Below are 24999 nucleotides of genomic sequence, written 5' to 3' on the forward strand. Positions count from 1 at the left end.
ATCCTTTCGGAGACCACCATGCTTCGCGCGTTTGAAAAATGGCTCGACCCCTTCCCGCCCGACGAAGTGCCGCCGCCTCCTGACGGTCTGGTGCGGTTTCTCTGGGCCTGCACACGGGGGGCTCGTGGCTATTCCTGGCGCTTGCGCTATTGAGTGCCGGCGTATCGATTTACGAAGCGTGGCTGTTTTCTTTCCTCGGACAGGTCGTGGACCTGCTGTCGGCGTGGAAGGCCGGCGACGCGACGGCCATGCAGGAAAGTAGCGTGCTGTGGGGCATCGGTCTGGTATTGCTGACCAGCATCGGGCTGGTGGCGTTGCGTACGATGGTGCAGCACCAGGTATTGGCGATCAACCTGCCATTGCGGCTGCGCTGGGATTTCCATCGGTTGATGTTGCGCCAAAGCCTTTCTTTTTTCTCCGATGAATTCTCTGGCCGTGTCACTACCAAGGTGATGCAGACGGCCCTGTCGGTGCGTGAGGTGCTGTTCACCCTCATCGAAATCGCACCCGGAATCGGGGTGTACTTCATCGCGATCATTGCATTGGCCGGCGGCTTCGACCTGAAGCTGATGCTGCCTTTCATTGCCTGGATCGCCCTGTTCGGTCTGGCCATGCTGTATTTCGTGCCTCGCCTGGGCAAAGTCGGACAGGAGCAGGCTAACGCGCGCTCATCGATGACCGGGCGTATCTCGGATGCCTACACCAACATCACCACGGTGAAGCTGTTCTCCCACTCCAAACGTGAGGCGCACTTCGCACGCGCTGCGATGGAGGACTTCAAGCTCACCGGCTTTCGCCAGATGCGCCTGGTCAGCCAGTTCGAGATCGTCAATCAGGTATTGGTGGTCGCGTTGATCATGGGTGCAGGTGGTTATGCACTGTGGCTGTGGCACCAGGGTCAGGTTGGCACCGGTGCCGTAGCGGCGATTACCGCCATGGCGTTGCGCGTCAATGGCATGTCGCACTGGATCATGTGGCAAATGACCTCGCTGTTCGAGAACATTGGCACTGTACAGGACGGTATGGAAACCTTGACCCGCGGCCCCAAGGTTCAGGATGCGCCGGATGCAGCCGCCCTGGTCACTACGGGTGGTGCGGTAACCTTTGATAATGTGAGTTTCAATTACAACGGCGAACGCCAGGTGCTCGATGCGCTGAACCTGAGCATTCGTCCAGGTGAAAAAATCGGCCTGGTGGGTCGCTCCGGCGCCGGTAAGTCCACACTCATCAACCTGCTGTTGCGCTTCTATGACTTGGACGAAGGAGCGATCAGCATCGACGGGCAAAATATTGCGCATGTCACCCAGGACAGCCTGCGTAGCGCCATCGGCATGGTCACTCAGGACACGTCCCTGCTGCACCGTTCCATTCGCGACAACATCGCCTATGGCCGTCCCGACGCGACTGATGCGCAAATCCACAGCGCGGCGGCCAGTGCCCAGGCCGATGGGTTCATCAGCCAACTGAGCGACAAGCAGGGCAATAGCGGCTACGACACCCTGGTGGGTGAGCGTGGCATCAAGCTGTCGGGCGGTCAGCGTCAACGTGTCGCGATTGCCCGGGTGATGCTCAAGAACGCGCCGATCCTGCTGCTGGACGAGGCCACCAGCGCGCTGGACTCGGAAGTCGAAGTGGCTATTCAGGAAAGCCTCGATGAAATGATGAAAGGCAAGACCGTGATCGCCATCGCCCATCGCCTGTCTACCATCGCAGCCATGGACCGGCTCATTGTCATGGACGACGGTCGCATCATCGAGCAAGGCACCCATGCCGAACTGCTCGGCAAGAACGGCACCTATGCGCGGCTGTGGCATCACCAGAGCGGCGGATTTCTCGGCGAAGATCATGGTTTGACCGAGGCCATGGAGTAGGTATAAGTGTGAGCGGTCCGCAATGGCTGTCGCCATTCGTGATCGCTCACATACGGGCGGGACAACCCGCCAATAACAAATTTAATAAATGCATTTTCAGTAAAAATACAATTATTATTTGATCATGATCAAAGAACTGAAAACTTTATTGCCGTGGCCAGAGAAGGGACTTTTGCGGCTGCCGGTAGCAAGATAGGACTCACCCAGGCCGCCGTCAGTGCGCAGATGCAACGTCTGGAGGCGGAACTCGGTGTCGAGCTGTTTGACCGAAAAGGACGCTCAGCCCAACTCAACCGAATGGGCCAACAGGTGCTGTTACAGGGGCAGGACCTGGTGCGCCAATTCAACGCCCTGGGCACTGCAACGGTGGGGTTGCCCGCTAACGTATTGGTGACTATCGGCGCGATTGCCTCTGTACAGCGCTCATTTCTGCCGCAGGCGCTTGCCGAGTTTCACCAACGATTCGCCGCGTGCAGGACGCGTGTCATCCCGGGGCTGTCCATGGATCTGGTCAATCAGGTGGACGCTGGCGAGATCGACATGGCCGCAATCATTCGCCCACCCTTCTCGCTGCACAGTGACTTGCGATGGACCACATTGGTGAGCGAACCCTATCGCCTTATCGTCCCTGCCGATACGCTTGGGGATGACTGGTCGGAGCTGGTTTCAGCTCACCCATTCATCCGCTATGACCGATCGTCGTTTGGCGGCCGTCAGGTTGACCGGTTCCTGCGACAAACCCATGTCTCCCTGCGTGAAGTATGCGAGCTCGATGAACTGGATGCGATCATCAAACTGGTGGCCAATGGCGTGGGTGTCGCACTGGTCCCAGAAACCGCGAGCAGTCAGGACTGGCCTGCTGGTGTGCGTTCCATCGATTTGCAACAACACACGTTTCATCGTGATATCGGGCTGGTACATCGCGCTCGTCGCAGCCTGAGCGAGCCTGTGCAAGCGCTGGTCGAACTGATTAACCAGCAGGCCCTGAACAAGCACTGACTCAGGACTTGCTGATCACTCAAGAGGCCTGGCGCAATGTTGCGCGCCAGGCCTTTTATCATTTTGCGAAGAGCTGGCTCATGTCCTTGAAGGCCTTGAACTCAAGGGCATTACCACAGGGATCGAACAGGAACATGGTCGCCTGTTCACCCACCTGCCCTTTGAATCGAATGTAGGGTTCGATGACGAACTCGGTGCCGAAGGATTTCAAGCGTTCCGCCAGGGCCTCCCACTGGCCCCATTCCAGAATGATGCCGAAGTGCGGAACAGGTACGTCGTGACCATCCACCGGGTTGCTGTGAACACTTTCTTGAGAAGCGGTTTTCGGGTGCTCGTGGATCACCAACTGGTGGCCGTAGAAGTCGAAATCGACCCACTGTGCGCTGGAGCGTCCTTCGGAAAGACCGAACACTTCGCCGTAAAAGGCACGTGTCGCGGCCAGGTCGTAAACAGGGATTGCAAGATGGAAAGGAGAAAGACTCATCAGGACTCCGATTACAGCTCTTATTGGCTTATGAGGTCGGACGATACGATCCCTGCCCGACGGCTTTTTCAAGGTAGCTTCATGCTAAAGCCACGCCAACCTAAAATAAATCAATATAAATTTTTCATAAGCACAAATTATTTTTGTCAATAACCTGCGCGGTAACCACCAGATCGCTCGTGACGAAGCCGTCGGCCTCGTAGAGGCATTCAGCACGGCCGGTGCCCCCGATTGCGCAGGATATGGATTACTGAGTGTCTCGCGACCACTGATCAAAAAAACGCGGTAACTGTCATTTCTGACAGTAGACGGATCGATGAGCGAGGTGGCTTGATGCAACTCGCCTGCAATGGTCAAAGAGAGATCTATTACTGGAATATGGACAGGGTTTTCCAGCCATGGGGTGATCGGTATTTCCAATACCTTGATCCACTCGCAGCTATTTCCTGTTTTCAAATCCGCCTTCGATGTTCCTCCCGATCAATGATGGGAATACAGTCAATGAGAATAGTTTCGTTACAGTATTTGCGTGGATTCGCCGCGCTACTTGTCGTTCTGTCCCATAACGTTTTTTTGTTGGGGGAGGGTTGGATAAAACATATACCTGGACTACTGGGCGTGGATATTTTCTTTATCATCAGTGGGTTTATTATGACTTTTATTACTTACCAGACCACTGAAAGACCGATATCATTTATCGTCAAACGCCTCTTTCGTATATGGCCGGTTTTCTTTATCGTCTGGCTGCTTTCCTATCTATTTGTTTATCCAGAAAAAGCACTTCACCAGATGGCATGCACCCTCTATTTTTGCCTGTTGGACTACAGTCTTCCGGCTCCCTCTTTTGGTTTCAGCGTATTGGGGCCACCCTGGACGCTGTCATACGAGATCATGTTCTACCTCATATTCACTATTTCCATGAGCATCAGCTATCGTTACCGCAGCTATATCTGCGCCCTTGTTTTTGTCATGTCTTCGGTAGGCTTTCAACTTTATTATAATGATCAGTTTGACTTCTCATCACAGTCAACGCCAGCGATTGTGGTCATACACTGGTGGCAGGCCTGGATTAAACTGATTAGCAACACCATTGCTTTTGAATTCATCTTCGGCATGATGCTGGCCGAATTAACTCTCGCGAACACACTGCCCCTGCTAACACCTTTCGGACGAAAATTCATGCGACTGGTGCTCTTGCTTGCAACAATAAGTGCCGGCTTTATCGGCCCGCAGGCCTATGGCATCAGCGGCGGATTCTGGCTAGCCGCGACTATTATGACGGCGGTGATCATGCTCAGTTATCGCTCTGAAGCAGGTAGCAATCGTACGTTGATTTTCCTCGGTGATATTTCCTACTCACTCTATCTTGTACATTTCTCTCTGATGGTTTTTTTGACTCAACTCATGTCCAAAAATGCATCACCCACTGAGAAATCAGGTGTGTTCATCCTGTCGATCACTGCCAGTATCGTTATGGCATCAGTCATGTTTAAGTGGATTGAAAAGCCATCAATCAAGGTCGGTAAAAAAGTCGCCAGTGCTTTATCTGCTCGGCTAAAACCGTATACCAACTGACGCTCTGCAATGGGTATACTTATTCAGGATGTCTCAGAGCACGAAATTTCAAGCCCGCCAAGCGTGCGCGAGGAAGATCTCATGTCAAAAGTTTTCGTCATCGGTGCCGCCGGAAAGATCGGCCGACGCCTTGTAAAAAACCTTGCCGACAACGGTCACGAAGTGCTCGCACTGCACCGCAAGGAAGAGCAGTCAGCGGCCATAAAAGAGACCGGCGCCCTGCCCTTGCTCGGCAACCTCAGCGAGCTGGATGCGTCTCGACTGGCGAGTTTGATGGCAGGCAGCGACGTGGTAGTTTTCACCGCCGGGGCCGGCGGCGCGGGCATCGAGCTGACCAATGCCATTGATGGCAAGGGCCTTGAGACCGCCGTGGCAGCCGCGGTGCTTGCCAAGGCAAATCGCTTCCTGCTGGTGTCGGCATTTCCTGAAGCTGCGCGCGGCACAGACACTTCAGCCGGTTTCGAGAATTACATGCGGGTTAAAAAACAGGCCGATGTGTATCTGGCATCTTCAGAACTGGACTGGGTGATTCTCAGACCGGGCACCCTGGTCGACAGCCAGGGCAGCGGTAAGGTCAGCGCAGGCCTGGCCATTGCTTATGGCGAAATACCACGCGACGACGTAGCCGCCGTCCTGGCTGCTCTGGTCGAACGACCCGGTATATCCCGGCAGATCATCGAACTGACCCAGGGCGCAACGCCTATCGACTTGGCATTAAGCACGCTGAGCAAGCGCTGATACTCATCAGAAGCAATCAGACCAGTTCGCTGTCCTTGATGTTGGCGATCGGTCCGAGGAGGGCAGGATCAAAGTCGCGGGCTGCTCGGCCTTCGAGCAGCAGCCGCGGCAGGTCCGGGTTTGCCAGGGCGCCCTTGCCCACGGCGATGATGTCAGCGCCCTCGCGCAGCACCTGCTCGGCTTTTTCCGGGTCGTGCAAGCCGCCATTGGCGATCAGCGCAACATCGGGCGCGTAGCGACGGGCCAGTTTGATCAGGCTGGCGTCACCCTGGGCAAAAGCAGGTTGCCATGCCTCGTGTTCCGTCACATGAATGTAATCGACTCCGGCATCTGCCAGCGCACCGAAAATGATCTCGGCATCGCGCTCGCCTCCCGCCCATTTATGTTGAAAATCGTTGACCTTGCCTTGTGAAAGGCGCACACCGACCGGGGCTTGCCCGGCCACTTTTTTCACCTCGGCAATCACATCGAGCGTCAGGCGCAGGCGCTGCTCAACATCACCTCCCCATTGATCGGTACGCTGATTGCTGTAATCGGTCAGAAACTGGTCCAGTAAATAACCGTTTGCGCCGTGAATCTCGACACCGTCAAAGCCCGCAGTGCCTAAGGCCAGCTGCGTGGCACGGGCGAACCCGTCGATGGCCTCGGCGATATCCTTGTCGCTCATGGCTCGCGGAATCCGATAGCTGCCCGCGCCGTAATAGAACGCCATCTGTTCGCCCTTGGGACGAATGGCCGAAGGGCCCGCCGACTCGCTGACGAAGCGATTGGCCTGGCTGAGTGCGCCTGCGTGCATGAGCTGCGCAATCATGACACTGCCATGCCGGTGCACAGCATTGGTCGTGGCACGCCATGCCTGAGCCTGCTCGTCATCGGTGAGCCCGGGCTGGAAGCGGTAGCCTTGGGAAGAACTGCGATCTGTATAGTTGCCCTCGGTGATGATCAGGCCAAAACCACCCTTGGCGAACCGCTCGTAATAGCGCGTCATGTTCTGCGTTGCACTGCCCTGCTCGTCCGCGCTCACGCGTGTCATGGGTGCCACCGCAAACCTGTTCTTAAGTTTGAGATGACCCATGTCGAACGGGGCTGTAACGTGTTTGTTTATCTCGCTCATACTTCAAACCCTCACTGTGCAGATCGCCTGCGAATTGCCCGCAGTCATGGACAGAACCTGCGGCAACGGTAAGGGCTGGCGAAGACCATTGGAACCCGGCCGTTCAGATAAGGCGCTTTAACGAAAATGGATAGAATCCGTGCAAATATCTGATATAGAGGTGTTCGCAGCCATTGCTTCCAGCAGAAGCCTGTCGGAAGCGGCGCGTCGACTCGGGTTGTCACCGATGGCAATCTCCAGACGTCTGGCTGCGCTGGAAAACGACCTGGGGGTCAGGCTGTTTCACCGTACAACCCGCTCGGTATCACTGACGCCAGAGGGCGAAGTGTTTCTGCCACACGCCAAAACCATGCTGCACGCCAGCGAAACTGCCCGCGCCACGCTGAAAGGCGATACCGGTACAGCCAGTGGCGTGTTGCGGGTCACCGCGCCCAGCGTGTTTGGTCAGACCGTGATCATGCCGCTACTGCCGGTATTGATGCAGGAGAATCCCGCCCTGAGTATCGACCTGACGTTGTCGGACAGCATCGTGGACATTGTCGGGATGGGCATTGATGTCGCCATTCGGATCGCCACGATACGTGACTCCGCTCTGGTGGCCAGATCGCTGGCACCCAACCCACGGGTGGTGTGTGCAAGCCCAGACTACCTGGCGAGGCACGGCAAACCAGCGCTACTGGAGGAACTCAGACACCACCCGTGCATTGCCTTGCACGCAATGCCCTGGTGGTCGTTCACAAAAAACGGCGAGCCCATCACCATTCGCGCTCAGGGCCCCTTCTCTGCCAACAGCGTCGAGGCCGTGCGCACGGCATGTAAACAAGGTATGGGACTGGCCATGCTGACCTATTGGGATGTCCGACAGGAAATCAACGAAGGCAGCCTTCAGCAGGTGGACTTCGAAGATGCCATGCCCGAACAGCTGTCTGTCACGGCAGTGCTGCCAACACGCCAGCGCGTTCCTCACAGGGTGCGCCTGTTCATTGACCGCCTTGAAGCAGCGCTCAAGAGCAAGGCAGGCGCGGCGGGAGCCACCTTGTAAACGAACGAACCGGCATCAAGCCGGTTCGCAAACCATCCACTGCAATCAGACCTGCATGGGCTGCGTGATCAGGATACTCAGCGACAATTCCGCTGCTGGATTCGCCTGCGCGCCCTGATGCTGCGGGCTGACTCACCCGCAAAATCAGCAATGTGTGGCGATCAGGAAAGAACAGGTTCCACCACGCTTCTCTCTGGAATCGCTGCGAACCTACACCGCAGACATTAACCAAGCGCCATAAAATACCTATAAAGCATAATAAACTATCAAATAAATCATAAAAACCTATATTAGCTTATAAGAAAAAATACTTTTACAGCCTCCTTACATAAGAATACGGTCTTAAAACCAGCCGGATCGCTGCGCTCGACTTGAAGAGGACTTTTCCATGCACCGCACTCAACCTTCGACTTTCGCCTACAGATTCGTATATCGGAGGACAGCGCGATGACCGTGCGCCCTCTTCTTGCACGCCTGTTATTCGCCGTCATTACTGCCCTCACCCTGCTCGGCTGCTCGCCCTCTGGGCAAGAAGGCCAGGCAAGCAAGACGCTTAAAGTAGCTTTCTTCAGAGACAACACCACGCTGGTCAGCCTTGATCCGTTCCAGGTGTATTGGCTGGAGCACCGCGTGGTGCTGCGTAATGTCGCCGAGTCGCTGACCGATCAGAACCCACAGACCGGCACTATCATTCCCTGGCTGGCAGAACGCTGGGACGTCAGTGAAAACGCGCTGGAGTACACCTTCCACTTGCGCAAGGATGTGACGTTCAGCAATGGCACGCGCTTCGACGCACAGGCCGTGAAGACCGCCTACGACAGCAATAAAGCGTTTGCCGTGCAATTGCCTGCAACCTTTGGCGCGACCTACCTGAAGGGTTACGACCACGCCGAAGTCGTCGACGATTTCACTGTCAAACTGGTGCTGGCCACGCCAAATGCGGGCTTTCTGCAAGCCACCTCAACCACCAACCTCGCCATTCTTGCCCCGGAGTCCTACACACTCAGCGTCAAGGAACGCTCGCTGGGTGCAATCATCGGCACCGGGCCATTCGTGCTGGAGCGCTACACCCCTGAAAGCGGTTTGCGCCTGATCAAACGCAAGGGCTATGCATGGCCATCGGCCAATGCGCAGAACAGGGGCGAGGCGCATCTGGATGCGGTCGAGGTCAGTTACGTTCCGGAAGAGAGCGTGCGCAACGGCCAGTTCGTTCAGGGCCAGGTGGACATCCTCTGGCCACGCAACCCGTTTTCCGAAGTGGACCTGAACCTGTTCAAATCCAGGGGCGCGACTATCCAGAGCCGCTCGCTGCCAGGGCCGGCCCTGAATATGTACCCCAACACGCGCGGCAATCGCATCCTCGCTGACCGCAATGTGCGTCTGGCGCTACAAAAAGCCATCGACCGCAAGACCTACGCCGCCACTGTCTACAACCCGCAATTTCCGGCGGTGTCGGGTATCTACGACGTCACCACGCCGTTTTACAAGAATCAGGCCGACAGACTGGCCTATGACCCTCAGGGTGCAGAGCGTTTGCTCGACGAAGCCGGCTGGCAGAAGAACGCCGACGGCTATCGGTACAAGGACGGCAAACGACTGAAGCTGGCCTACAACCTGTCCCCCGCTGAAACCGCTGGTGATGTGCTGATTCAGGATCAGCTGCGCAAAGTGGGTATCGAGCTCAAGCTCAACGTGGTGACCACCGCCGAATGGGCAGCTGCCAATGCGGCAGGCAATTATGACCTGACGTCCACCTACATGACCCGCGCCGACCCGATCATCCTGCAGACCATCATCGACCCGCGTAGCGCCAACAGTTCGACATTGGCGACCAACCTTTACGCACCGCAAACGCTGCCCAAAGCCCTGGAACTGTTTGACGCCGGGCTGACCGCCACGCGCAGCGAACAACGCGCAAAAGCCTATGGCGACCTGCAGGACCTGCTGATCGATGAAGGTTCGGCATTCCCGGTCTACGAGCGGGTCTGGCAAGCCGCCACGGCGAAAAACGTGCGTAACTTCCACTGGACGGCGGAAGGCTTTGCGCTGTTCAACGATATCGAGATCGCAGCGCCATGAGCCGTTATATCCTCAGCCGGATCGCCCAGGCGCTGCTGGTACTCTGGGGTGCCTACAGCATCACCTACTTCATTCTGTATCTGCTGCCCGGCGATACCTTGTCGATCATGCTCAGCGCCTCAGGTGTCGAAATCGACTCCCTGTCCGCGCAGGACCTGGCTCAAGCCAAGCTCTATTACGGGCTGGACCGAGGCGTCTTCGAGCAATATGTCGACCTGCTGTGGGGCGCTGTTCAGGGGGACTTCGGCAATTCGCTGACACTCAATCGTCCGGTTTCGGAACTGCTGGTCGAACGTTTGCCGCAAACCCTGAGCCTGGCGGGGCTGGCCATTGTTCTGTCGCTGATCGGTGGCGTCGGGCTGGCTTACCTCACCGCCTACGTGCGCTGGCAGCCGTTGAAGGTCGCCTTGTCCCGGCTGCCGTCGCTGGGCTTCTCAGTACCGGTATTCTGGATGGGCCTGTTGTTTATTCAGCTGTTCGCATTCAGCCTTGGCTGGTTTCCAGCGACCGGCAATCAGGGCTTTTCCAGCTTGATATTGCCCGCTGTCACACTGGCGATCCCCAGTGCTGCAGTGTACGCGCAGGTTTTACAACGCGGCTTTCAGGGCGTCTGGAAAGAGCCATACATCATTACCGCCTACGCCAAGGGCCTCACTCGCGCCCAGGTTCAGGCCCGCCATGCGTTCAAGAACGCTGCCTTGCCGCTGTTGACGCTGATCGGTCTGCAAGTGGGCAACACCGTGTCCGGTGCCGTGCTGGTGGAAACCATTTTCGCCCGCTCCGGGGTCGGTCGTCTTGCCCAGGAGGCCGTGCTGCGCCAGGACATTCCGGTGGTGCTGGCCATCGTTGCGGTCTCGGCAGCTGCTTTCGTCGTGATCAACCTGATCGTTGACCTGCTGTACCCCGCGCTGGATCCGCGCATCGCCCACACGCCAAAGGTCTCCTGACGCCATGACTATCTTCGACAACCGCCTTGCGCGCCTGACCCGCCTTGTTGATTCCAGTCAAAGCCTTTCCGGCAAAACCGCCCCCGCCGCGCAATGGCGGCGGCGTAGCAACCTGAGTCGCGCCGTAGAGGCCGCCAAGCCCCTGCTGCGTCGTCCGGGGTTTCTGCTCGCGGTGGCAATGGTCGCCTTTGCATTACTGGCCGCGCTGGCACCCAACCTGCTGAGCAGCTACGCGCCTTACGCCACCTCGCCCAGCGAAAAGCTCACCGCGCCAAATGCCGCGCACTGGTTCGGCACCGATGAACTGGGCCGTGATCTCTACACCCGCGTGGTACACGGATCGAGCCTGTCGGTACAAGCCGCATTGCTGGCGGTGGGCATCGCCATGGCCGGTGGCCTGAGCCTGGGGGTGATTTCCGGTTTTGCAGGCGGGCGCATCGATGCAGTGATCATGCGCCTGATCGATGTATTGCTGGCCCTGCCCGGCCTGTTACTGGCGCTGGCGATTGTCACCGCCATCGGTTTCGGCACCCTTCCGGTGGCCATTGCGGTCGGTGTGGGGATCATCCCCGGATTCGCGCGCACCACCCGCGCCGAAGTATTGCGCGTCAAGACCCTGCCTTACGTCGAGGCCGCGCGGCTGGGCGGTGCAAGCTGGACGCGAACCCTGCTGCGCCACATCCTGCCCAACGCCTGGGGCCCGGTGGCGGTGCTTGCCACACTGGATTTCGGTGCAGCGATTCTGGCGACTGCCGGGCTGAGTTTCCTCGGCTTTGGTGCCGAACCACCGGCTGCCGAATGGGGCACGCTGATCGCCAATGGTCGTCACTTCCTGATGACCGCGCCCTGGGTGTCGCTGCTGCCGGGCCTGTTCGTGGTTGGCGTAGTGTTCAGCTTCAACCACATCGCCCGCACTCTGGAAGAGACTCAACGATGACCGATACCGCCCAACTGATCGACATTCGTCATCTGAGTGTCGCCTACCGTTTCGACGGCCAGACCAACCAGGCCGTGCGCGGCGTCTCGTTTCAGGTGGCCAGGGGCGAAACCGTGGCAATTGTCGGTGAATCCGGGTCCGGCAAGTCGACCCTGGCCAACGCCATACTCGGCCTGTTACCAGACAACGCGACCATCACAGGCGGCGAGCTGCACGTCGATGGTCACGACCTGAGCCAAGCTTCCGAGCGAGAAAAACGTCGGGTTCGCGGCAGCGTGATCGGTCTGGTGCCGCAAGACCCGATGGTCGGCCTCAACCCTACCCTGCGCATCGGCCGGCAAATTGCCGAAGCACTGATTCAAGCCCACGGCCGGCGTTACCCGGCAGTGGATGCCGATGTGCTGGAATTACTGCAGCAGGTCGGTCTGGACAAGCCGGTATTGCGCGCCCGCCAGTATCCGCACGAACTGTCCGGTGGCATGCGCCAGCGCGTGCTGATCGCCATCGCGCTGGCGGGCAATCCGCGCCTGATCATCGCCGATGAGCCCACCAGCGCTCTGGACGTGACAGTGCAACGCAAGATCCTCGATCACCTGCAACGTCTGGTGGCCGAGCGTGGCATTTCCCTGCTGATCATTACCCACGATCTTGGCGTGGCTGCCGATCGTGCTGACCGTGTGCTGGTAATGAACAAGGGCGAGTTGGTCGAACAAGGCCCGCCGCAACAGATACTCATCACACCGCGCCATACCTATACCCGCGCACTGATCGCGGCAGCACCGGCTTTCGGCCAGCGCAAGAGCCCGGCAACAGTGCGCCCGGTCGCGAACAGCGACACACCTCTGCTGACCCTGAGCAACATCGGCAAGACCTATCGCCTGCCCTACGTGAAAGGTGAAGACACAGACTTCCAGGCTTTGCAGGACGTCAACTTTAAGGTTTATCCCGGCCAGACCCTGGCCATCGTCGGCGAGTCCGGTTCTGGCAAAAGTACTGCGCTGCGCATTGCTCTGGGCCTGGAAAAACCCACGCACGGGCGAGTTTTGCTGGACGGCCAGGATGTCACCGACCTGGGCTGGCGCGAGTTCAGACCGCTACGGCGGCGCATCCAGCTGGTCCAGCAAAACCCTTTCGCAGCCCTCGATCCACGCTTCACGCTATTCGAAAGCATCGTCGAGCCACTGGTCTCGTTCGGCCTGCTCAAAGGCCGCGAACTGGAGCAGGCCGCGCGACAGTTGATCGAGAGAGTGCACTTGCCCATAGCGTATCTGGACCGGCTGCCCCGTGAGCTTTCCGGTGGCCAGCGTCAGCGCGTAGCGATTGCCAGAGCGCTGGCCCTGCAACCGGATCTGCTGCTACTCGACGAGCCGGTTTCGGCGCTGGACGTATCGGTGCAGGCGCAGATTCTCGACTTGCTGGTCGAACTGCAATCCGAATCCGGCATCGCCTACGTGCTGGTGTCCCACGACCTTGCAGTAGTCGCCAGCGTTGCCCACCAGGTACTGGTGCTCAAGCATGGCAAGACCGTCGAGCAGGGTCTGGCCGAGGATGTTTTTGCCAGACCTGAAGCGGCTTACACCCAGGAGTTGATTGCTGCGATACCTGGCCGGCGTCTGGAGTTACAAACAGGGATGCACTGACAAATACCTGGGCTTACATCAATTGGTCGCACGACGTTTGGAGTCCATGGCGTCGGCGACTGCGCATATGCATATTCCTTATCGATATTTAAATTATCTTTTTAATAGCTATAGAGTTTCATCTTATGCACCAAACGTTGCCGAAGCAGGATGCAGGCAAGACCAGGCCAAGTTGCGCACCTGACTCGCATGTTCAGGCCGCATCAGCAAGAAGCCCCTATCCCCCTACTTCGAGCACCCGCAATGAAAGGCATCAACCCCCTGTCGTTCCCAGCCCTGATGGGTTCAGCGCTGTTGCTGAATGCCGTTATTTCGTTTCCCGCCCTGGCCGGACTGCTGGAAAAAGGCCGCACTGACGGCTTGACCGCTGGCATCGCCAACGAACAGCCCTATGCCTACATCGGCACCGATGGCAAAGCGACCGGGGCCAACGTAGAGATACTGCGTGCGATTCTCGAACCGCTGGGCATCAAGCAGATCGAGACGCCCATCACTGACTTCGGTTCGCTGGTGCCGGGTCTGGCAGCAGGTCGTTTCGACTTGATCGGTGCAGGCCTGTTCATCAATCCGAATCGCTGCAAGGTCATCGCGTTCTCCAACCCGGTGACGCGATCCGGCGGTGCGTTCATTGTCAAAACCGGCAACCCGCTGAACCTGCACAGCCTCAAGGACGTCGCCAGCAACGCCAAGGTGCGCCTGGCCACGCAACCTGGCAGCAATCAGGTTCAGGAAGCCAAAGACAGCGGTATCGCCAACGGCAACGTGGTGTTGTTCGACAAGGACACCGAGGCATTGGCCGCCTTGCAGGCGGGTCGCGTGGACGTGGTGTATTTCCCGGATGCCGAAGTCATCAGTCTGATCAAGAAAGCCAACAGTCCGGACATCGAGCGCGCCTTGCCTTTCGAGCAGATTCCGGACGCCAGTGGCAAACCGGGCTGGAATTACCACGCCTACGGCCTGCCAAAAAACGATCCGGCCTTCGAACAGGCTTTCAACGAACAACTGGCCAAACTCCGGGCGTCGGGCGAGCTGCTGAAAATCCTGCAGAAGTACGGCTACACCGAAAACGAACTGGCTGACCCGGCCATCACCGCAGCCCAACGCTGCAACCCATGATCTGCCCCGTCCCGCAAGGGCGCGCAGTAAACGGCCCTGACCCACACGAGTACGGCCATGCCTGTTGATGCTGCAACACTGGGAACCGCAGGTTTCATTGCCAGACAACTGGCCCACGGCGCCTGGATCACCCTGCAGATCACTGTGCTTGCTGAACTGCTGGTGCTGGTGCTGGTGCTCTCGTTTGTAATCGCCCTGATGCGCCTGTCGCCATTCAGGGCGTTACGCTGGTTCGCCACGGTATATGTCGAAGTGCTGCGTGGCATCTCGGCATTGGTGTTGCTGTTTTATCTGTTCTTCATCCTGCCGCTGTTCGGCATTCGCCTGTCACCCATGACCACGGGTGTGCTGGGGCTGGGGCTGACGTTTTCGGCGTATGGCGCGGAAATCATTCGCTCGGCACTGATCAACGTCAGCCAGGGTCAACGTGACGCTGTGCGTGCGCTGGATTTCGGGCCGATAAGCGCGTTTCGGCGAATCATTCTGCCGCAGGCCCTGCCGTTCATGATCCCGCCGACGGGCAACCAATTGGTCGAGCTGCTGAAAACCACCTCACTGGTTTCCCTCATTACCCTCACCGACCTGACCTTTACCGGCAGTCAATTGATAACCACGCTGGGCCAGCAAACGCTGATCTGGAGCATCGTGCTGGTCTGCTACTTCGTGATGACCTGGCCATTGAGCTGGCTGGTCAAGCGTTATGAGCAGCACGCCACCGCGTGGCGCACGGCAAGGGGATGAACGATGGAGTTTGATATCGCATTCGCCTGGTCGATTCTGCCGGAGCTGTTTCAGGGCTTGCTGGTGACCGTGCAGGTCGTGGTGCTTGGGTTCTTGCTCGCAGTGTTGCTCGGTCTGATCCTGGCCCTGACATTGCGCTCGCAGATAACCGTCGTGCATCGCCTGAGCAAAGGCTACCTGAGCTTTTTTCGTAATACGCCGCTGATGGTCCAGCTGTATGTGCTGTTCTTTGCGCTGCCGCTGGCGGGCATCACCTTCCCGGCGATCACCACTGGCGTGATCGGCCTTGGCTGCTATTACGCGGCTTACATTGCCGAAGCGTATCGCGGTGCCATCGATGACATCCCTGCCGGGCAATGGGAAGCCGCACGCGCGCTGGACTTCAGTCGTAGCGACACCTGGCGGCGCATTATCCTGCCGCAGGCGTTGAAACCCATGCTGCCGGTGCTCGGCAATTACCTGATCGGCATGTTCAAGGAAACGCCGCTGCTGGCGGTGATCACCATCCCCGAACTGTTTCAGGCTGCCAAGCAGATCGCTGGCATGACCTACCGTTACAACGAACCGTACACGGTAATGGCGCTGATGTTTCTAGCGATCAGTGTGCCGACCTCGTTGCTGTTCAAATACCTGGAAAGGCGCAGCCATGTCTGATCTTGCACACACCGCAATCCCGTCTGTCACTGCCGCGCAGATACAGTTGAAACAAGTGGTCAAGGACTTCGCCCGTAACCGGATCATCAATCACCTCGACCTGAGCATTCCTCAAGGCCAGAAAGTCGCATTGATCGGTCCCAGCGGCTCGGGAAAATCAACCGTACTGCGCCTCATCAAGGGCCTGGAAACCTACCAGCAAGGCAGTATTGAGGTCGCTGGCAAAACCGTGCCGGCGCGCAAGGTCCAATGGCAATGGCCTGGCTCACGCAGAGCCCCGGTAGAGCATCGGGTTGGCATGGTGTTCCAGCAGTTCAACCTGTTCCCTCACCTCACCGTGCAGGAAAATGTCACCGAAGCGCCGTTACGGGTACTCAGACTGCCTCGCGAAGAGGCCCTTGAACGCGCGCATCAATACCTGGGGCTGGTCGGGCTTGCACACAAGGCCGATGCCTATCCGAGCCAGCTTTCCGGTGGTCAGCAACAACGTGTAGCGATTGCCAGAGCTCTGGCCATGCGCCCGCAGGTCATGTTGTTCGATGAAGTTACCTCGGCGCTCGACCCGGAGCTGGTCGGCGAGGTGCTGTCGGTGATTCGCTCGATTGCCCACGAATTTCAGATGACCATGTTACTGGTTACCCACGAGATGAAATTCGCTCAGGACATCGCTGACCGAGTGCTGTTCATGGAGGGCGGCCGCATCGTGGCAGACGGCACCCCGGGCGAAATTCTGCTGAATCCGCAAAACGAGCGAACCCGAAGGTTTTTGCAGTTGGTGGAGCAGCGCTGATTGCCAGCGCTGCTCTTTTTGCAGGGTGAGACTTTTGGGCCTCGCGACTTTTTGAAAGTGGCTGCAATCAGATCCGGAAGCGCGCAACCATGCCTTGCAGGTTGCTGCCCAGGCGCGCCAGTTCCACGGTAGACGCCGCGCTCTGCTCAGTGGCCGTGGCCGACTGATCGGCGATGTCCCGCACGCTGATGACACTGCGATTGATTTCGTCGGTGACGGCGCTCTGCTCTTCAGCGGCAGCAGAAATCTGTTGGCTCATCTGTTCGATGGTCCCAATCGAATGAGTGATTTCAAGCAGCGATTCTTCGGCCTGCCGCGCCAGCGCCACTGTGCCTTCGGTACGTTGACGGCTGGCATTCATCAGCTCCGATGCCGCGCCGGTGCCATCCTGCAAGGACTTTATCAGCGCCTCGATTTCAGTCGTGGATGACTGTGTACGCTGAGCCAGCGAGCGCACCTCATCGGCCACCACGGCAAAGCCACGCCCCTGCTCACCCGCACGTGCGGCTTCGATCGCCGCGTTGAGGGCCAACAGGTTGGTTTGTTCTGCGACCGCCTTGATCACATCGATTACACCGCCAATCTTGTCACTGTCCTGAATCAGGCGCTGCATGGCCTCGCCCAGTTGCCCCACTTCACCGGCAAGCTGGCTGATTTCACGCGTGGCGTGTTGCACCACGCTGCTGCCATGAGCAGCACGATCACTGGCCTGTCTGGCGGCCTGCGATGCATCTTCAGTGTTCTGCGCCACTTCCTGAACGGTAGACGCCATCTGATTCATGGCGGTCGCTACCTGATCGACTTCCAGTTTCTGCTGAGTGACGCCCGCGCTGGTCTGCTCGCTGACGGCTGAAAGCTCCTCGGCCGCCGTGGCGATCTGTGTCACACCATTACTGATACCGCCAATCAGGGTGCGCAACGATACGGTCATCTGGTGCATGGTGTTTTGCAGCAGGCCCAGCTCATCCTGGCGAGTGGTGCTGAGGTCATTGGTCAGATCGCCGTCGGCAATTCGACGCGCAGCGATCACCGTGGAATCGAGCGGACGAGTAATCTGACGGGTAATCAGGATCGCCGCGAAGATGCCCAGCAGCAATACGATCACCGCCACCATGAGCAACTGGGTGACCGCGCTGTCTTTTTCTTTATTGGCACTGACCACCTGGCCCGCCATCAGCTTTTCGGTACTGGTGACGATGTCCATTGACTGCTGGCGAAGGCTGTCGCGAATCTGATCGCTCTGTTGCATCAGTTGCGAGATGGAGACCATCAACGATTTGTACTGTTGCAGTGCCCTGAGCGCCTCATCCACTGCCGGGCCGGCCTTGTTCGGCAATTGGTTGCGCGCACTGCTCACCTGAGCGATCAGTGAGTCGGCAGCATCGAAGGTGATCTGCCTGTTTTCAGCGGTCGGGATACTGATATAACGGCGAAACACCAGGCGAAAACTGGTCATGCCATTGCGCAGGTCGCCGGCAATCTTTACCTGGTCGATACCGCTTTGATCCAGCGAGCGGGAAACGTCGTCGAAGGTCTTTTGCAGGAGTGTCTCGAAGCTTCCGCTCACCTGCTCGGAAATGGTGATCAACGGCTGCATGGCCTGATCAATTTGCCGATTATTATCGACCAACTGACTGAACGTTTGTCTCAAGCCACCCACCTGATCGCGAATACCTCTGAGAATATCGGCATTGGCCGGAACAGTCAGAAGCTTCAGGCCGTCCTCGATGGTCTTGCCCAGGTTGTCCAGAGCGACCGTGTAGCCCTGCGAATTGCTCGCGTCAGGCTTGGCAGTATAGGCCTGCGCAGCGATCCTGAGGCTTAGCGCATCGGCCTTTACTTCAGAAACTTTGGCTGCCTTGCCCAGCCGCTCGATCAGCAGGTTGGTGCTGAGGTAGCCGATCGCGGTGACCGTCAGCACGCCCAGTAGTATCAGACCGAAGCCTATACTCAGCTTTTTGCTGACCTTCAAATTGTCCAGCCATGTCGACTTCATCAAACTTTTCCTCGGGATTTATCGTAATACTCAAGGATCGACTGTTCGCTGGACAACTTGATAGCGGCGGCGATTGCAAAGATTGATCGAAGAGATAGCAATATGACATGAGCTTTTTGGCTCGCCATAAGCGGAGCATTCTCAGCCCCGAATGCCTGGCCACCATCCACCTTGCGGGTCACCCGGAGGCAGGTTTTCGAAGACCTATGGGTACTCATCATTGCCAGTGATAGTAACCTTCGGTTTATTCGATTCGTTAATAACACCCTGTGCGCAACAGAATCCGCCCATTCCTTACTATCGGCGGAACTTCCCATGCACCAGACACTCAGCCATCTGCGCTACCCCCTCACCGCCCTCGCCCTTATCGTTATCAGTGCTTGCGGCCGCGCGCCGGAAGCCACCAGTGCGCCTGGCGCAGCCAAGGTCAGCGTGGCCAAGGTGCTGGAGCAGCCGATCAACGAATGGGATGAATTCACGGGTCGTCTTGAAGCACCGGAAACCGTCGAGGTACGTCCAAGGGTGTCTGGTCAGATCGATCAGGTAGCGTTCACCGACGGTTCGCTGGTCAAAAAAGGCGATCTGCTGTTCCAGATTGACCCGCGTCCGTTCCAGTCCGAAGTTCGTCGTCTTGAGGCGCAACTGCAACAGGCCCGTGCCGTCGCACTGCGCAGTGACAATGAAGCCCAGCGCGGCGAGCGTCTGCGTACCAACAACGCGATTTCCGCCGAGCTGGCCGACTCGCGCACCACCTCGGCGCAGGAAGCCAAGGCCGGTGTCGCGGCCATTCAGGCGCAGCTGGATCTGGCTCGACTGAACCTCAGTTTTACCCGTGTTACTGCACCGATTACAGGTCGTGTCAGTCGCGCAGAGATCACCGCCGGCAACATTGTGACCGCAGATGTCACCGCGCTGACCAGCGTGGTCTCCACCGACAAGGTCTACGCCTACTTCGACGCAGACGAACGCGTGTTCCTCAAGTACACCGAACTGGCCCGTAAAGGCCAACGCGGCCAGACCACTCCGGTGTACCTGGGCCTGTCCAACGAAACCGGCAACCCGCACCTGGGCCAGATGAACTTTGTCGACAACCAGGTCAACCCCAGGACCGGCACCATTCGCGGTCGTGCGGTGTTCGATAACGCCGACGGTGATTTCACCCCCGGCCTGTATGCCCGTCTGAAACTGGTGGGCAGTGGCACTTACTCGGCGGTGCTGATCAATGACGAAGCAGTGGGCACCGACCTGGGCAAGAAGTTTGTGCTGGTGATGGACAAGGACAACAAACCTGCCTATCGGGCTGTCGAACTGGGCCCGAAAATCGAAGGTCTGCGCATTGTGCGTAACGGTCTGGGCAAGGACGACACCATCGTCGTCAAAGGCTTGCAACGCGTGCGTCCCGGCCAGCCTGTGGACCCTGAGGTGACACCGATGGCCAGCGCCGACACCCTCGCAGCATTGCTCAAACAACGCCAGGCCCTCGAAGCCAGCAACCTGCCACAAGTGGCGCCCAAAGCGGCCGTCAAAATCGCCAGCGCCACTGCGCCGCGCGGTTAAGGGACTTGTCCGATGAACTTCTCCAAATTCTTTATTTCCCGGCCGATCTTTGCCGCAGTGCTGTCGCTGCTGATCCTGATCGCCGGTGCTATCTCACTGTTCCAGCTGCCGATCAGTGAATACCCGGAAGTAGTGCCGCCCACAGTAGTCGTGCGCGCCAACTTTCCCGGCGCCAATCCCAAGGTGATCGGCGAAACCGTAGCCTCGCCACTGGAACAGGCCATCACCGGTGTGGAAGGCATGCTCTATATGTCGTCCCAGGCCACTGCCGACGGCAAGCTGACCCTGACCATCACCTTTGCGCTGGGCACTGAACTGGACAACGCGCAGGTGCAGGTGCAGAACCGTGTGACGCGTACCGAGCCCAAGCTGCCGGAAGAAGTGACGCGCATCGGCATTACCGTGGACAAGGCCTCCCCCGACCTGACCATGGTTGTGCACTTGACCTCGCCGGACCAGCGCTACGACATGCTGTACCTGTCCAACTACGCAGTGCTCAACATCAAGGATGAGCTCGCGCGACTGGGCGGTGTCGGTGACGTGCAACTGTTCGGTATGGGCGACTATTCGCTGCGGGTCTGGCTGGACCCGAACAAGACTGCCTCACGCAACCTGACCGCCACCGATGTGGTCAATGCAATTCGCGAGCAGAACCGTCAGGTTGCCGCAGGTCAGCTGGGCTCCCCGCCCTCGCCGAATGCCACCAGCTTTCAGATGTCGGTCAACACCCAGGGCCGTCTGGTCACCGAGGAGGAGTTCGAAAACGTTGTGGTTCGTGCAGGCGCTGACGGCGAAATCACTCGTCTGAAGGACGTTGCACGCATCGAGCTGGGCTCCAGCCAGTATGCGCTGCGCTCGCTGCTGAACAACCAGCCCGCCGTGGCCATCCCTATTTTCCAGCGGCCCGGCTCCAACGCCATCGACATCTCCAACGATGTACGGGCCAGAATGGCCGAGCTGAAAAAGAGCTTCCCGGAAGGCATGGACTACAGCATCGTCTATGACCCGACGATCTTCGTGCGCGGCTCCATCGAGGCGGTGATTCACACCCTGTTTGAAGCACTGATCCTGGTCGTGCTGGTGGTGATCCTGTTCCTGCAGACCTGGCGCGCTTCGATTATCCCGCTGGTGGCCGTACCGGTCTCGCTGATCGGCACCTTTGCTGTCATGCACATGTTCGGCTTCTCTCTGAACGCACTGTCATTGTTCGGGCTGGTGCTGGCAATCGGCATCGTGGTGGACGACGCCATCGTGGTGGTGGAGAACGTCGAACGAAACATCGAGCTGGGGCTTGAACCGGTCCAGGCCACGCACAAGGCCATGGCCGAAGTGACCGGGCCGATCATCGCCACTGCACTGGTGCTATGTGCGGTGTTCGTACCGGCAGCGTTCATTTCCGGCCTGACCGGGCAGTTCTACAAGCAGTTCGCACTGACCATCGCCATCTCGACAGTGATTTCGGCCTTCAACTCGCTGACCCTGTCGCCTGCGCTGGCCGCGGTACTGCTCAAAGGCCACGATGCGCCCAAGGATCGTTTCTCGCGTTTCCTCGACAGAATCCTTGGCGGCTGGCTGTTCCGCCCGTTCAACCGTTTCTTCGAAAAAGCCAGCCATGGCTACGTCGGCACCGTCGCCCGGGTTATTCGCAGCAGTGGTATCGCACTGTTGGTGTATGCAGGCCTGATGGTCCTGACCTGGCTGGGTTTCGCCAGCACGCCGACCGGTTTTGTACCCAGCCAGGACAAGCAGTACCTGGTGGCCTTTGCCCAGCTGCCGGACGCTGCCAGCCTCGACCGTACCGAAGACGTCATCAAGCGCATGTCCGAGCTGGCACTTAAACAGCCGGGCGTGGAAAACGCGATTGCCTTCCCCGGCCTGTCGATCAACGGCTTTACCAACAGCCCGAACAACGGTGTGGTATTCGTCGCCCTCAAACCGTTTGAGGAGCGCAAGGACCCCAGTCTGTCAGCCAACGCCATTGCCGGCGCCCTGAACGGCCAGTTCGCGTCGATCCAGGAAGCATACATGGCGATCTTCCCGCCACCTCCGGTACAGGGGCTGGGCACCATCGGCGGTTTCCGCCTGCAGATAGAGGACCGTGGCAACCTGGGTTACGACGAGTTGTACAAGGAAACCCAGAACATCATTGCCAAGAGCCGCAGCGTGCCGGAACTGGCCGGGTTGTTCACCAGCTATACCGTGAACGTGCCGCAGGTGGATGCCACCATCGACCGCGAGAAGGCCAAGACGCATGGCGTTGCGGTCAGCGACATCTTTGACACCCTGCAGGTTTATCTGGGCTCGCTGTATGCCAACGACTTCAACCGTTTTGGCCGCACGTATCAGGTCAATGTCCAGGCAGAGCAGCAGTTCCGTCAGGATGCCGACCAGATCGGTCAGCTCAAGGTGCGCAACAATCTGGGAGAAATGATCCCACTGGCAACCTTCGTCAAAGTCAGTGACACCGCAGGTCCCGACCGCGTAATGCACTACAACGGCTTCATCACGGCAGAAATCAACGGTGCTGCCGGTCCTGGCTTCAGCTCTGGTCAGGCTCAAGCGGCGGTCGAGAAACTGCTGCGTGAAGAGCTGCCCAACGGCATGGTTTACGAGTGGACTGACCTTACGTACCAACAGATTCTTTCAGGCAACACGGCGCTGTTCGTCTTCCCGCTGTGTGTTCTGCTGGCATTTTTGGTACTGGCGGCTCAGTACGAAAGCTGGAGCCTGCCGCTGGCGGTAATCCTGATCGTACCAATGACCCTGCTCTCGGCGATTGCCGGGGTGATGATTGCCGGTAGCGATAACAACATCTTCACCCAGATCGGGCTGATCGTACTGGTGGGCCTGGCGTGCAAGAACGCGATTCTGATCGTCGAGTTCGCCAAGGACAAACAGGCCGAGGGAATGAGCCCGCTGGATGCAGTGCTGGAGGCATGCCGACTGCGCCTGCGTCCGATTCTGATGACGTCCTTCGCGTTCATCATGGGCGTCGTACCACTGGTGCTTTCCAGCGGTGCAGGTGCGGAAATGCGCCATGCCATGGGGGTCGCCGTGTTCTCCGGGATGCTGGGGGTCACGTTCTTCGGCCTGCTGCTGACGCCGGTGTTCTACGTGCTTATCCGTAATTACGTCGAACGCCAGGACGCCCGCAAGGCCGCCAGGGCACAAAGACTGCAAAACCTGCCTGCGGAGATGCATTGATGAGCGCGTTCAAACTTTTCCTCCCGAGCCTGCTGGTCATGGCGCTGGCGGCCTGCGCCGTCGGCCCGGACTACAAGGCACCGGTTACGGCGCCAGCACAACTGGCGTCCGCAGCTCAGGGCAACTATGACCGCGGCAAAGTGGACACCGTCTGGTGGCAGCAGTTTGAGGACCCTACCCTCAATAAACTGGTAGCCAGGTCGCTGGACGGCAACCGCGATCTGCGTGTTGCCTTTGCCCGCCTGAAAGCCGCACGGGCGATTCGCGATGACGTTGCCAACGACGCCATGCCGGTGATCACCAGCCGGGCCAGCAGTGACCTGGGCAAGGGTCAGCAACCTGGTGTTACTGAGCGGCGCGTCAATAGCGAGCGGTATGACCTTGGCCTGGACATGGCCTGGGAGGTCGACCTGTTCGGACGTATTCAGCGCCAACTGGAAGCCAGCAATGCCGATCAGGAAGCCGCCGAAGCCAACCTGTATCAGCTTCAGGTGACTCTGATTGCCGAGGTGGTCGACGCCTACGGGCAGCTACGCGGCGCACAGCTGCGTGAAGCCATTGCCCGCGACAACCTGAAAAACCAGCAGAGCTCTCAGGACGTGACCACCCAGTTGCGTGATGCCGGCGTGGGCAATGAACTGGACGTGGTGCGTGCCGAGGCACGACTGGCAGCCGTTGAAGCGACCGTGCCGCAGTTGCAGGCCGAACAGGTTCGCCAACGCAATCGTATCGCCACGTTGCTGGGCGAGCGCCCGGAAAACCTCAGCGTCGACCTGAGCCCGAGCAAACTGCCTGCTATCGCCAAGGCTCTGCCGATTGGCGATCCGACACAGGTGCTGCGCAATCGGCCCGACATCCGCGCCGCTGAACGCCAACTGGCCGCCTCGACCGCACGCATCGGCGTGGCGACCGCCGATCTGTTTCCGCGGGTCAGTCTGAGCGGCTTCCTGGGCTTTACCGCTGGCCGCGGGTCGCAGATCGGTTCGTCAGCGGCCAAAGCCTGGTCACTCGGCCCCAGCATCACCTGGGCGGCTTTCGATCTGGGCAGCGTCCGGGCGCAGATTCGCAGCGCCGATGCAGATGCCGAGGGCGCGCTGGCCAACTATGAGCAGCAGGTATTGCTCGCTCTGGAGGAGTCGGAGAACGCCTTCAGCGATTACGACAAACGCCAGCAACGGCTGGTTTCGCTGATGCGCCAAAGCGATGCGAGTCGTTCCGCAGCCAGGCTGGCGTCAGTGCAGTACCGCGAAGGCACAGCGGACTTCCTGGTCCTGCTGGATGCCGAGCGCGAGCGTCTGGCGGCCGAAGACTCTCAGGCACAGGCAGAAATCGAGCTGTACCGCGGCATCGTGGCCATTTACAAGGCACTGGGTGGCGGCTGGCAACCTCAGGCCTGATACGCCAACAGGCCGTAAACCCGCCCCGCGCCCCTTCAGGACGCGGGGCTTTTTTTGTCCGAACGCCGACGGCATCATGATTGTCGTTTGACAGCTGCCACCCACTCCCCGAAGCTGC

The 24999-nt window shown here is 58.6% G+C and carries 17 protein-coding genes and 3 pseudogenes; 16 read left to right on the forward strand and 4 right to left on the reverse strand.

The window, feature by feature from the left end:
- Positions 1–18 precede the first annotated feature (18 nt).
- Positions 19–1871 (forward strand): annotated as a pseudogene (locus AC4ANE_RS15530) (ABC transporter ATP-binding protein).
- Between the two features lie 124 nt (positions 1872–1995).
- Positions 1996–2870: pseudogene (locus AC4ANE_RS15535) on the forward strand (LysR family transcriptional regulator).
- A 58-nt stretch (positions 2871–2928) separates the two neighbouring features.
- On the opposite strand, the gene AC4ANE_RS15540 reads toward AC4ANE_RS15535, so the two are convergent.
- Positions 2929–3354, reverse strand: a complete 426-nt coding sequence (locus AC4ANE_RS15540; protein ID WP_002553320.1) for a VOC family protein — start codon at positions 3352–3354, stop codon at positions 2929–2931.
- Between the two features lie 501 nt (positions 3355–3855).
- On the opposite strand from AC4ANE_RS15540, the gene AC4ANE_RS15545 reads away from it, so the two are divergent.
- Positions 3856–4929: an acyltransferase family protein gene (locus AC4ANE_RS15545; protein WP_005734249.1), complete on the forward strand. Its 1074-nt coding sequence runs from the start codon at positions 3856–3858 to the stop codon at positions 4927–4929.
- Between the two features lie 81 nt (positions 4930–5010).
- A complete protein-coding gene (locus tag AC4ANE_RS15550) occupies positions 5011–5667 on the forward strand; it encodes an NAD(P)H-binding protein (RefSeq protein ID WP_002553318.1) in 657 nt (218 codons plus the stop codon).
- Between the two features lie 16 nt (positions 5668–5683).
- On the opposite strand, the gene AC4ANE_RS15555 is transcribed toward AC4ANE_RS15550, so the two are convergent.
- Positions 5684–6781 (reverse strand): NADH:flavin oxidoreductase, encoded by a 1098-nt coding sequence (locus tag AC4ANE_RS15555; protein WP_002553317.1) that lies wholly within the window; start codon positions 6779–6781, stop codon positions 5684–5686.
- 139 nt (positions 6782–6920) lie between these two features.
- On the opposite strand from AC4ANE_RS15555, the gene AC4ANE_RS15560 reads away from it, so the two are divergent.
- The 9 genes from AC4ANE_RS15560 to AC4ANE_RS15600 all read left to right on the forward strand — a co-directional run bounded on the left by AC4ANE_RS15560 (position 6921) and on the right by AC4ANE_RS15600 (position 16727).
- Positions 6921–7823 (forward strand): LysR family transcriptional regulator, encoded by a 903-nt coding sequence (locus AC4ANE_RS15560; RefSeq protein WP_002553316.1) that lies wholly within the window; start codon positions 6921–6923, stop codon positions 7821–7823.
- A 447-nt stretch (positions 7824–8270) separates the two neighbouring features.
- On the forward strand, positions 8271–9902 hold the full coding sequence (locus AC4ANE_RS15565; protein WP_002553315.1) for an ABC transporter substrate-binding protein: 1632 nt from the start codon (positions 8271–8273) through the stop codon (positions 9900–9902).
- Positions 9899–10849, forward strand: a complete 951-nt coding sequence (locus AC4ANE_RS15570; protein ID WP_002553314.1) for an ABC transporter permease — start codon at positions 9899–9901, stop codon at positions 10847–10849. Before AC4ANE_RS15565 ends, AC4ANE_RS15570 begins: the two co-directional genes overlap by 4 nt.
- A 4-nt stretch (positions 10850–10853) precedes the next feature.
- Complete coding sequence (locus AC4ANE_RS15575) at positions 10854–11786, forward strand: ABC transporter permease (protein ID WP_002553313.1); 933 nt, start codon at positions 10854–10856, stop codon at positions 11784–11786.
- The gene (locus AC4ANE_RS15580) at positions 11783–13426 is read left to right on the forward strand and encodes a dipeptide ABC transporter ATP-binding protein (RefSeq protein ID WP_002553312.1); all 1644 of its coding nucleotides are present in this window, start codon (positions 11783–11785) and stop codon (positions 13424–13426) included. Before AC4ANE_RS15575 ends, AC4ANE_RS15580 begins: the two co-directional genes overlap by 4 nt.
- A gap of 243 nt (positions 13427–13669) precedes the next feature.
- Positions 13670–14542 carry an ectoine/hydroxyectoine ABC transporter substrate-binding protein EhuB gene (gene ehuB, locus AC4ANE_RS15585; protein ID WP_002553311.1) on the forward strand — a complete coding sequence of 291 codons (873 nt, stop codon included), beginning with the start codon at positions 13670–13672 and terminating at the stop codon, positions 14540–14542.
- 57 nt (positions 14543–14599) lie between these two features.
- On the forward strand, positions 14600–15283 hold the full coding sequence (ehuC, locus tag AC4ANE_RS15590; protein WP_460408392.1) for an ectoine/hydroxyectoine ABC transporter permease subunit EhuC: 684 nt from the start codon (positions 14600–14602) through the stop codon (positions 15281–15283).
- A gap of 3 nt (positions 15284–15286) precedes the next feature.
- The gene (ehuD, locus tag AC4ANE_RS15595; RefSeq protein WP_002553309.1) at positions 15287–15937 is read left to right on the forward strand and encodes an ectoine/hydroxyectoine ABC transporter permease subunit EhuD; all 651 of its coding nucleotides are present in this window, start codon (positions 15287–15289) and stop codon (positions 15935–15937) included.
- Positions 15930–16727 (forward strand): amino acid ABC transporter ATP-binding protein, encoded by a 798-nt coding sequence (locus AC4ANE_RS15600; protein WP_002553308.1) that lies wholly within the window; start codon positions 15930–15932, stop codon positions 16725–16727. Before ehuD ends, AC4ANE_RS15600 begins: the two co-directional genes overlap by 8 nt.
- A 67-nt stretch (positions 16728–16794) precedes the next feature.
- Here the strand turns inward: AC4ANE_RS15600 and AC4ANE_RS15605 are convergent, their stop codons facing one another.
- Positions 16795–17667: a methyl-accepting chemotaxis protein gene (locus AC4ANE_RS15605; protein ID WP_371929215.1), complete on the reverse strand. Its 873-nt coding sequence runs from the start codon at positions 17665–17667 to the stop codon at positions 16795–16797.
- 33 nt (positions 17668–17700) lie between these two features.
- A pseudogene (locus AC4ANE_RS15610) lies at positions 17701–18723 on the reverse strand (methyl-accepting chemotaxis protein); the annotation flags it as partial.
- A 315-nt stretch (positions 18724–19038) separates the two neighbouring features.
- Between AC4ANE_RS15610 and mexE the strand changes: the two are divergent.
- The 3 genes from mexE to AC4ANE_RS15625 are packed head-to-tail and all read left to right on the forward strand — an operon-like array spanning position 19039 to position 24881.
- Positions 19039–20280 (forward strand): multidrug efflux RND transporter periplasmic adaptor subunit MexE, encoded by a 1242-nt coding sequence (gene mexE / locus AC4ANE_RS15615; protein ID WP_002553305.1) that lies wholly within the window; start codon positions 19039–19041, stop codon positions 20278–20280.
- A gap of 12 nt (positions 20281–20292) precedes the next feature.
- Positions 20293–23484, forward strand: coding sequence for an efflux RND transporter permease subunit (locus tag AC4ANE_RS15620; protein ID WP_460408394.1), 3192 nt, complete (start codon positions 20293–20295; stop codon positions 23482–23484).
- Positions 23484–24881, forward strand: a complete 1398-nt coding sequence (locus AC4ANE_RS15625) for an efflux transporter outer membrane subunit (protein WP_002553304.1) — start codon at positions 23484–23486, stop codon at positions 24879–24881. The genes AC4ANE_RS15620 and AC4ANE_RS15625 overlap by 1 nt, the downstream gene beginning before the upstream one ends.
- The last annotated feature ends 118 nt before the right edge of the window (positions 24882–24999 follow it).

It is taken from the genome of Pseudomonas sp. Pme6b, assembly GCF_058129925.1.

What these genes read in the sequence shown, in the direction of transcription:
- AC4ANE_RS15540 (WP_002553320.1), bottom strand. Translation starts at nt 3,354, where the DNA reads ATGAGTCTTTCTCCTTTCCATCTTGCAATCCCTGTTTACGACCTGGCC.
- AC4ANE_RS15545 (WP_005734249.1), top strand. Translation starts at nt 3,856, where the DNA reads ATGAGAATAGTTTCGTTACAGTATTTGCGTGGATTCGCCGCGCTACTT.
- AC4ANE_RS15550 (WP_002553318.1), top strand. Translation starts at nt 5,011, where the DNA reads ATGTCAAAAGTTTTCGTCATCGGTGCCGCCGGAAAGATCGGCCGACGC.
- AC4ANE_RS15555 (WP_002553317.1), bottom strand. Translation starts at nt 6,781, where the DNA reads ATGAGCGAGATAAACAAACACGTTACAGCCCCGTTCGACATGGGTCAT.
- AC4ANE_RS15565 (WP_002553315.1), top strand. Translation starts at nt 8,271, where the DNA reads ATGACCGTGCGCCCTCTTCTTGCACGCCTGTTATTCGCCGTCATTACT.
- AC4ANE_RS15570 (WP_002553314.1), top strand. Translation starts at nt 9,899, where the DNA reads ATGAGCCGTTATATCCTCAGCCGGATCGCCCAGGCGCTGCTGGTACTC.
- AC4ANE_RS15575 (WP_002553313.1), top strand. Translation starts at nt 10,854, where the DNA reads ATGACTATCTTCGACAACCGCCTTGCGCGCCTGACCCGCCTTGTTGAT.
- AC4ANE_RS15580 (WP_002553312.1), top strand. Translation starts at nt 11,783, where the DNA reads ATGACCGATACCGCCCAACTGATCGACATTCGTCATCTGAGTGTCGCC.
- ehuB (WP_002553311.1), top strand. Translation starts at nt 13,670, where the DNA reads ATGAAAGGCATCAACCCCCTGTCGTTCCCAGCCCTGATGGGTTCAGCG.
- ehuC (WP_460408392.1), top strand. Translation starts at nt 14,600, where the DNA reads ATGCCTGTTGATGCTGCAACACTGGGAACCGCAGGTTTCATTGCCAGA.
- ehuD (WP_002553309.1), top strand. Translation starts at nt 15,287, where the DNA reads ATGGAGTTTGATATCGCATTCGCCTGGTCGATTCTGCCGGAGCTGTTT.
- AC4ANE_RS15600 (WP_002553308.1), top strand. Translation starts at nt 15,930, where the DNA reads ATGTCTGATCTTGCACACACCGCAATCCCGTCTGTCACTGCCGCGCAG.
- AC4ANE_RS15605 (WP_371929215.1), bottom strand. Translation starts at nt 17,667, where the DNA reads ATGCACCAGATGACCGTATCGTTGCGCACCCTGATTGGCGGTATCAGT.
- mexE (WP_002553305.1), top strand. Translation starts at nt 19,039, where the DNA reads ATGCACCAGACACTCAGCCATCTGCGCTACCCCCTCACCGCCCTCGCC.
- AC4ANE_RS15620 (WP_460408394.1), top strand. Translation starts at nt 20,293, where the DNA reads ATGAACTTCTCCAAATTCTTTATTTCCCGGCCGATCTTTGCCGCAGTG.
- AC4ANE_RS15625 (WP_002553304.1), top strand. Translation starts at nt 23,484, where the DNA reads ATGAGCGCGTTCAAACTTTTCCTCCCGAGCCTGCTGGTCATGGCGCTG.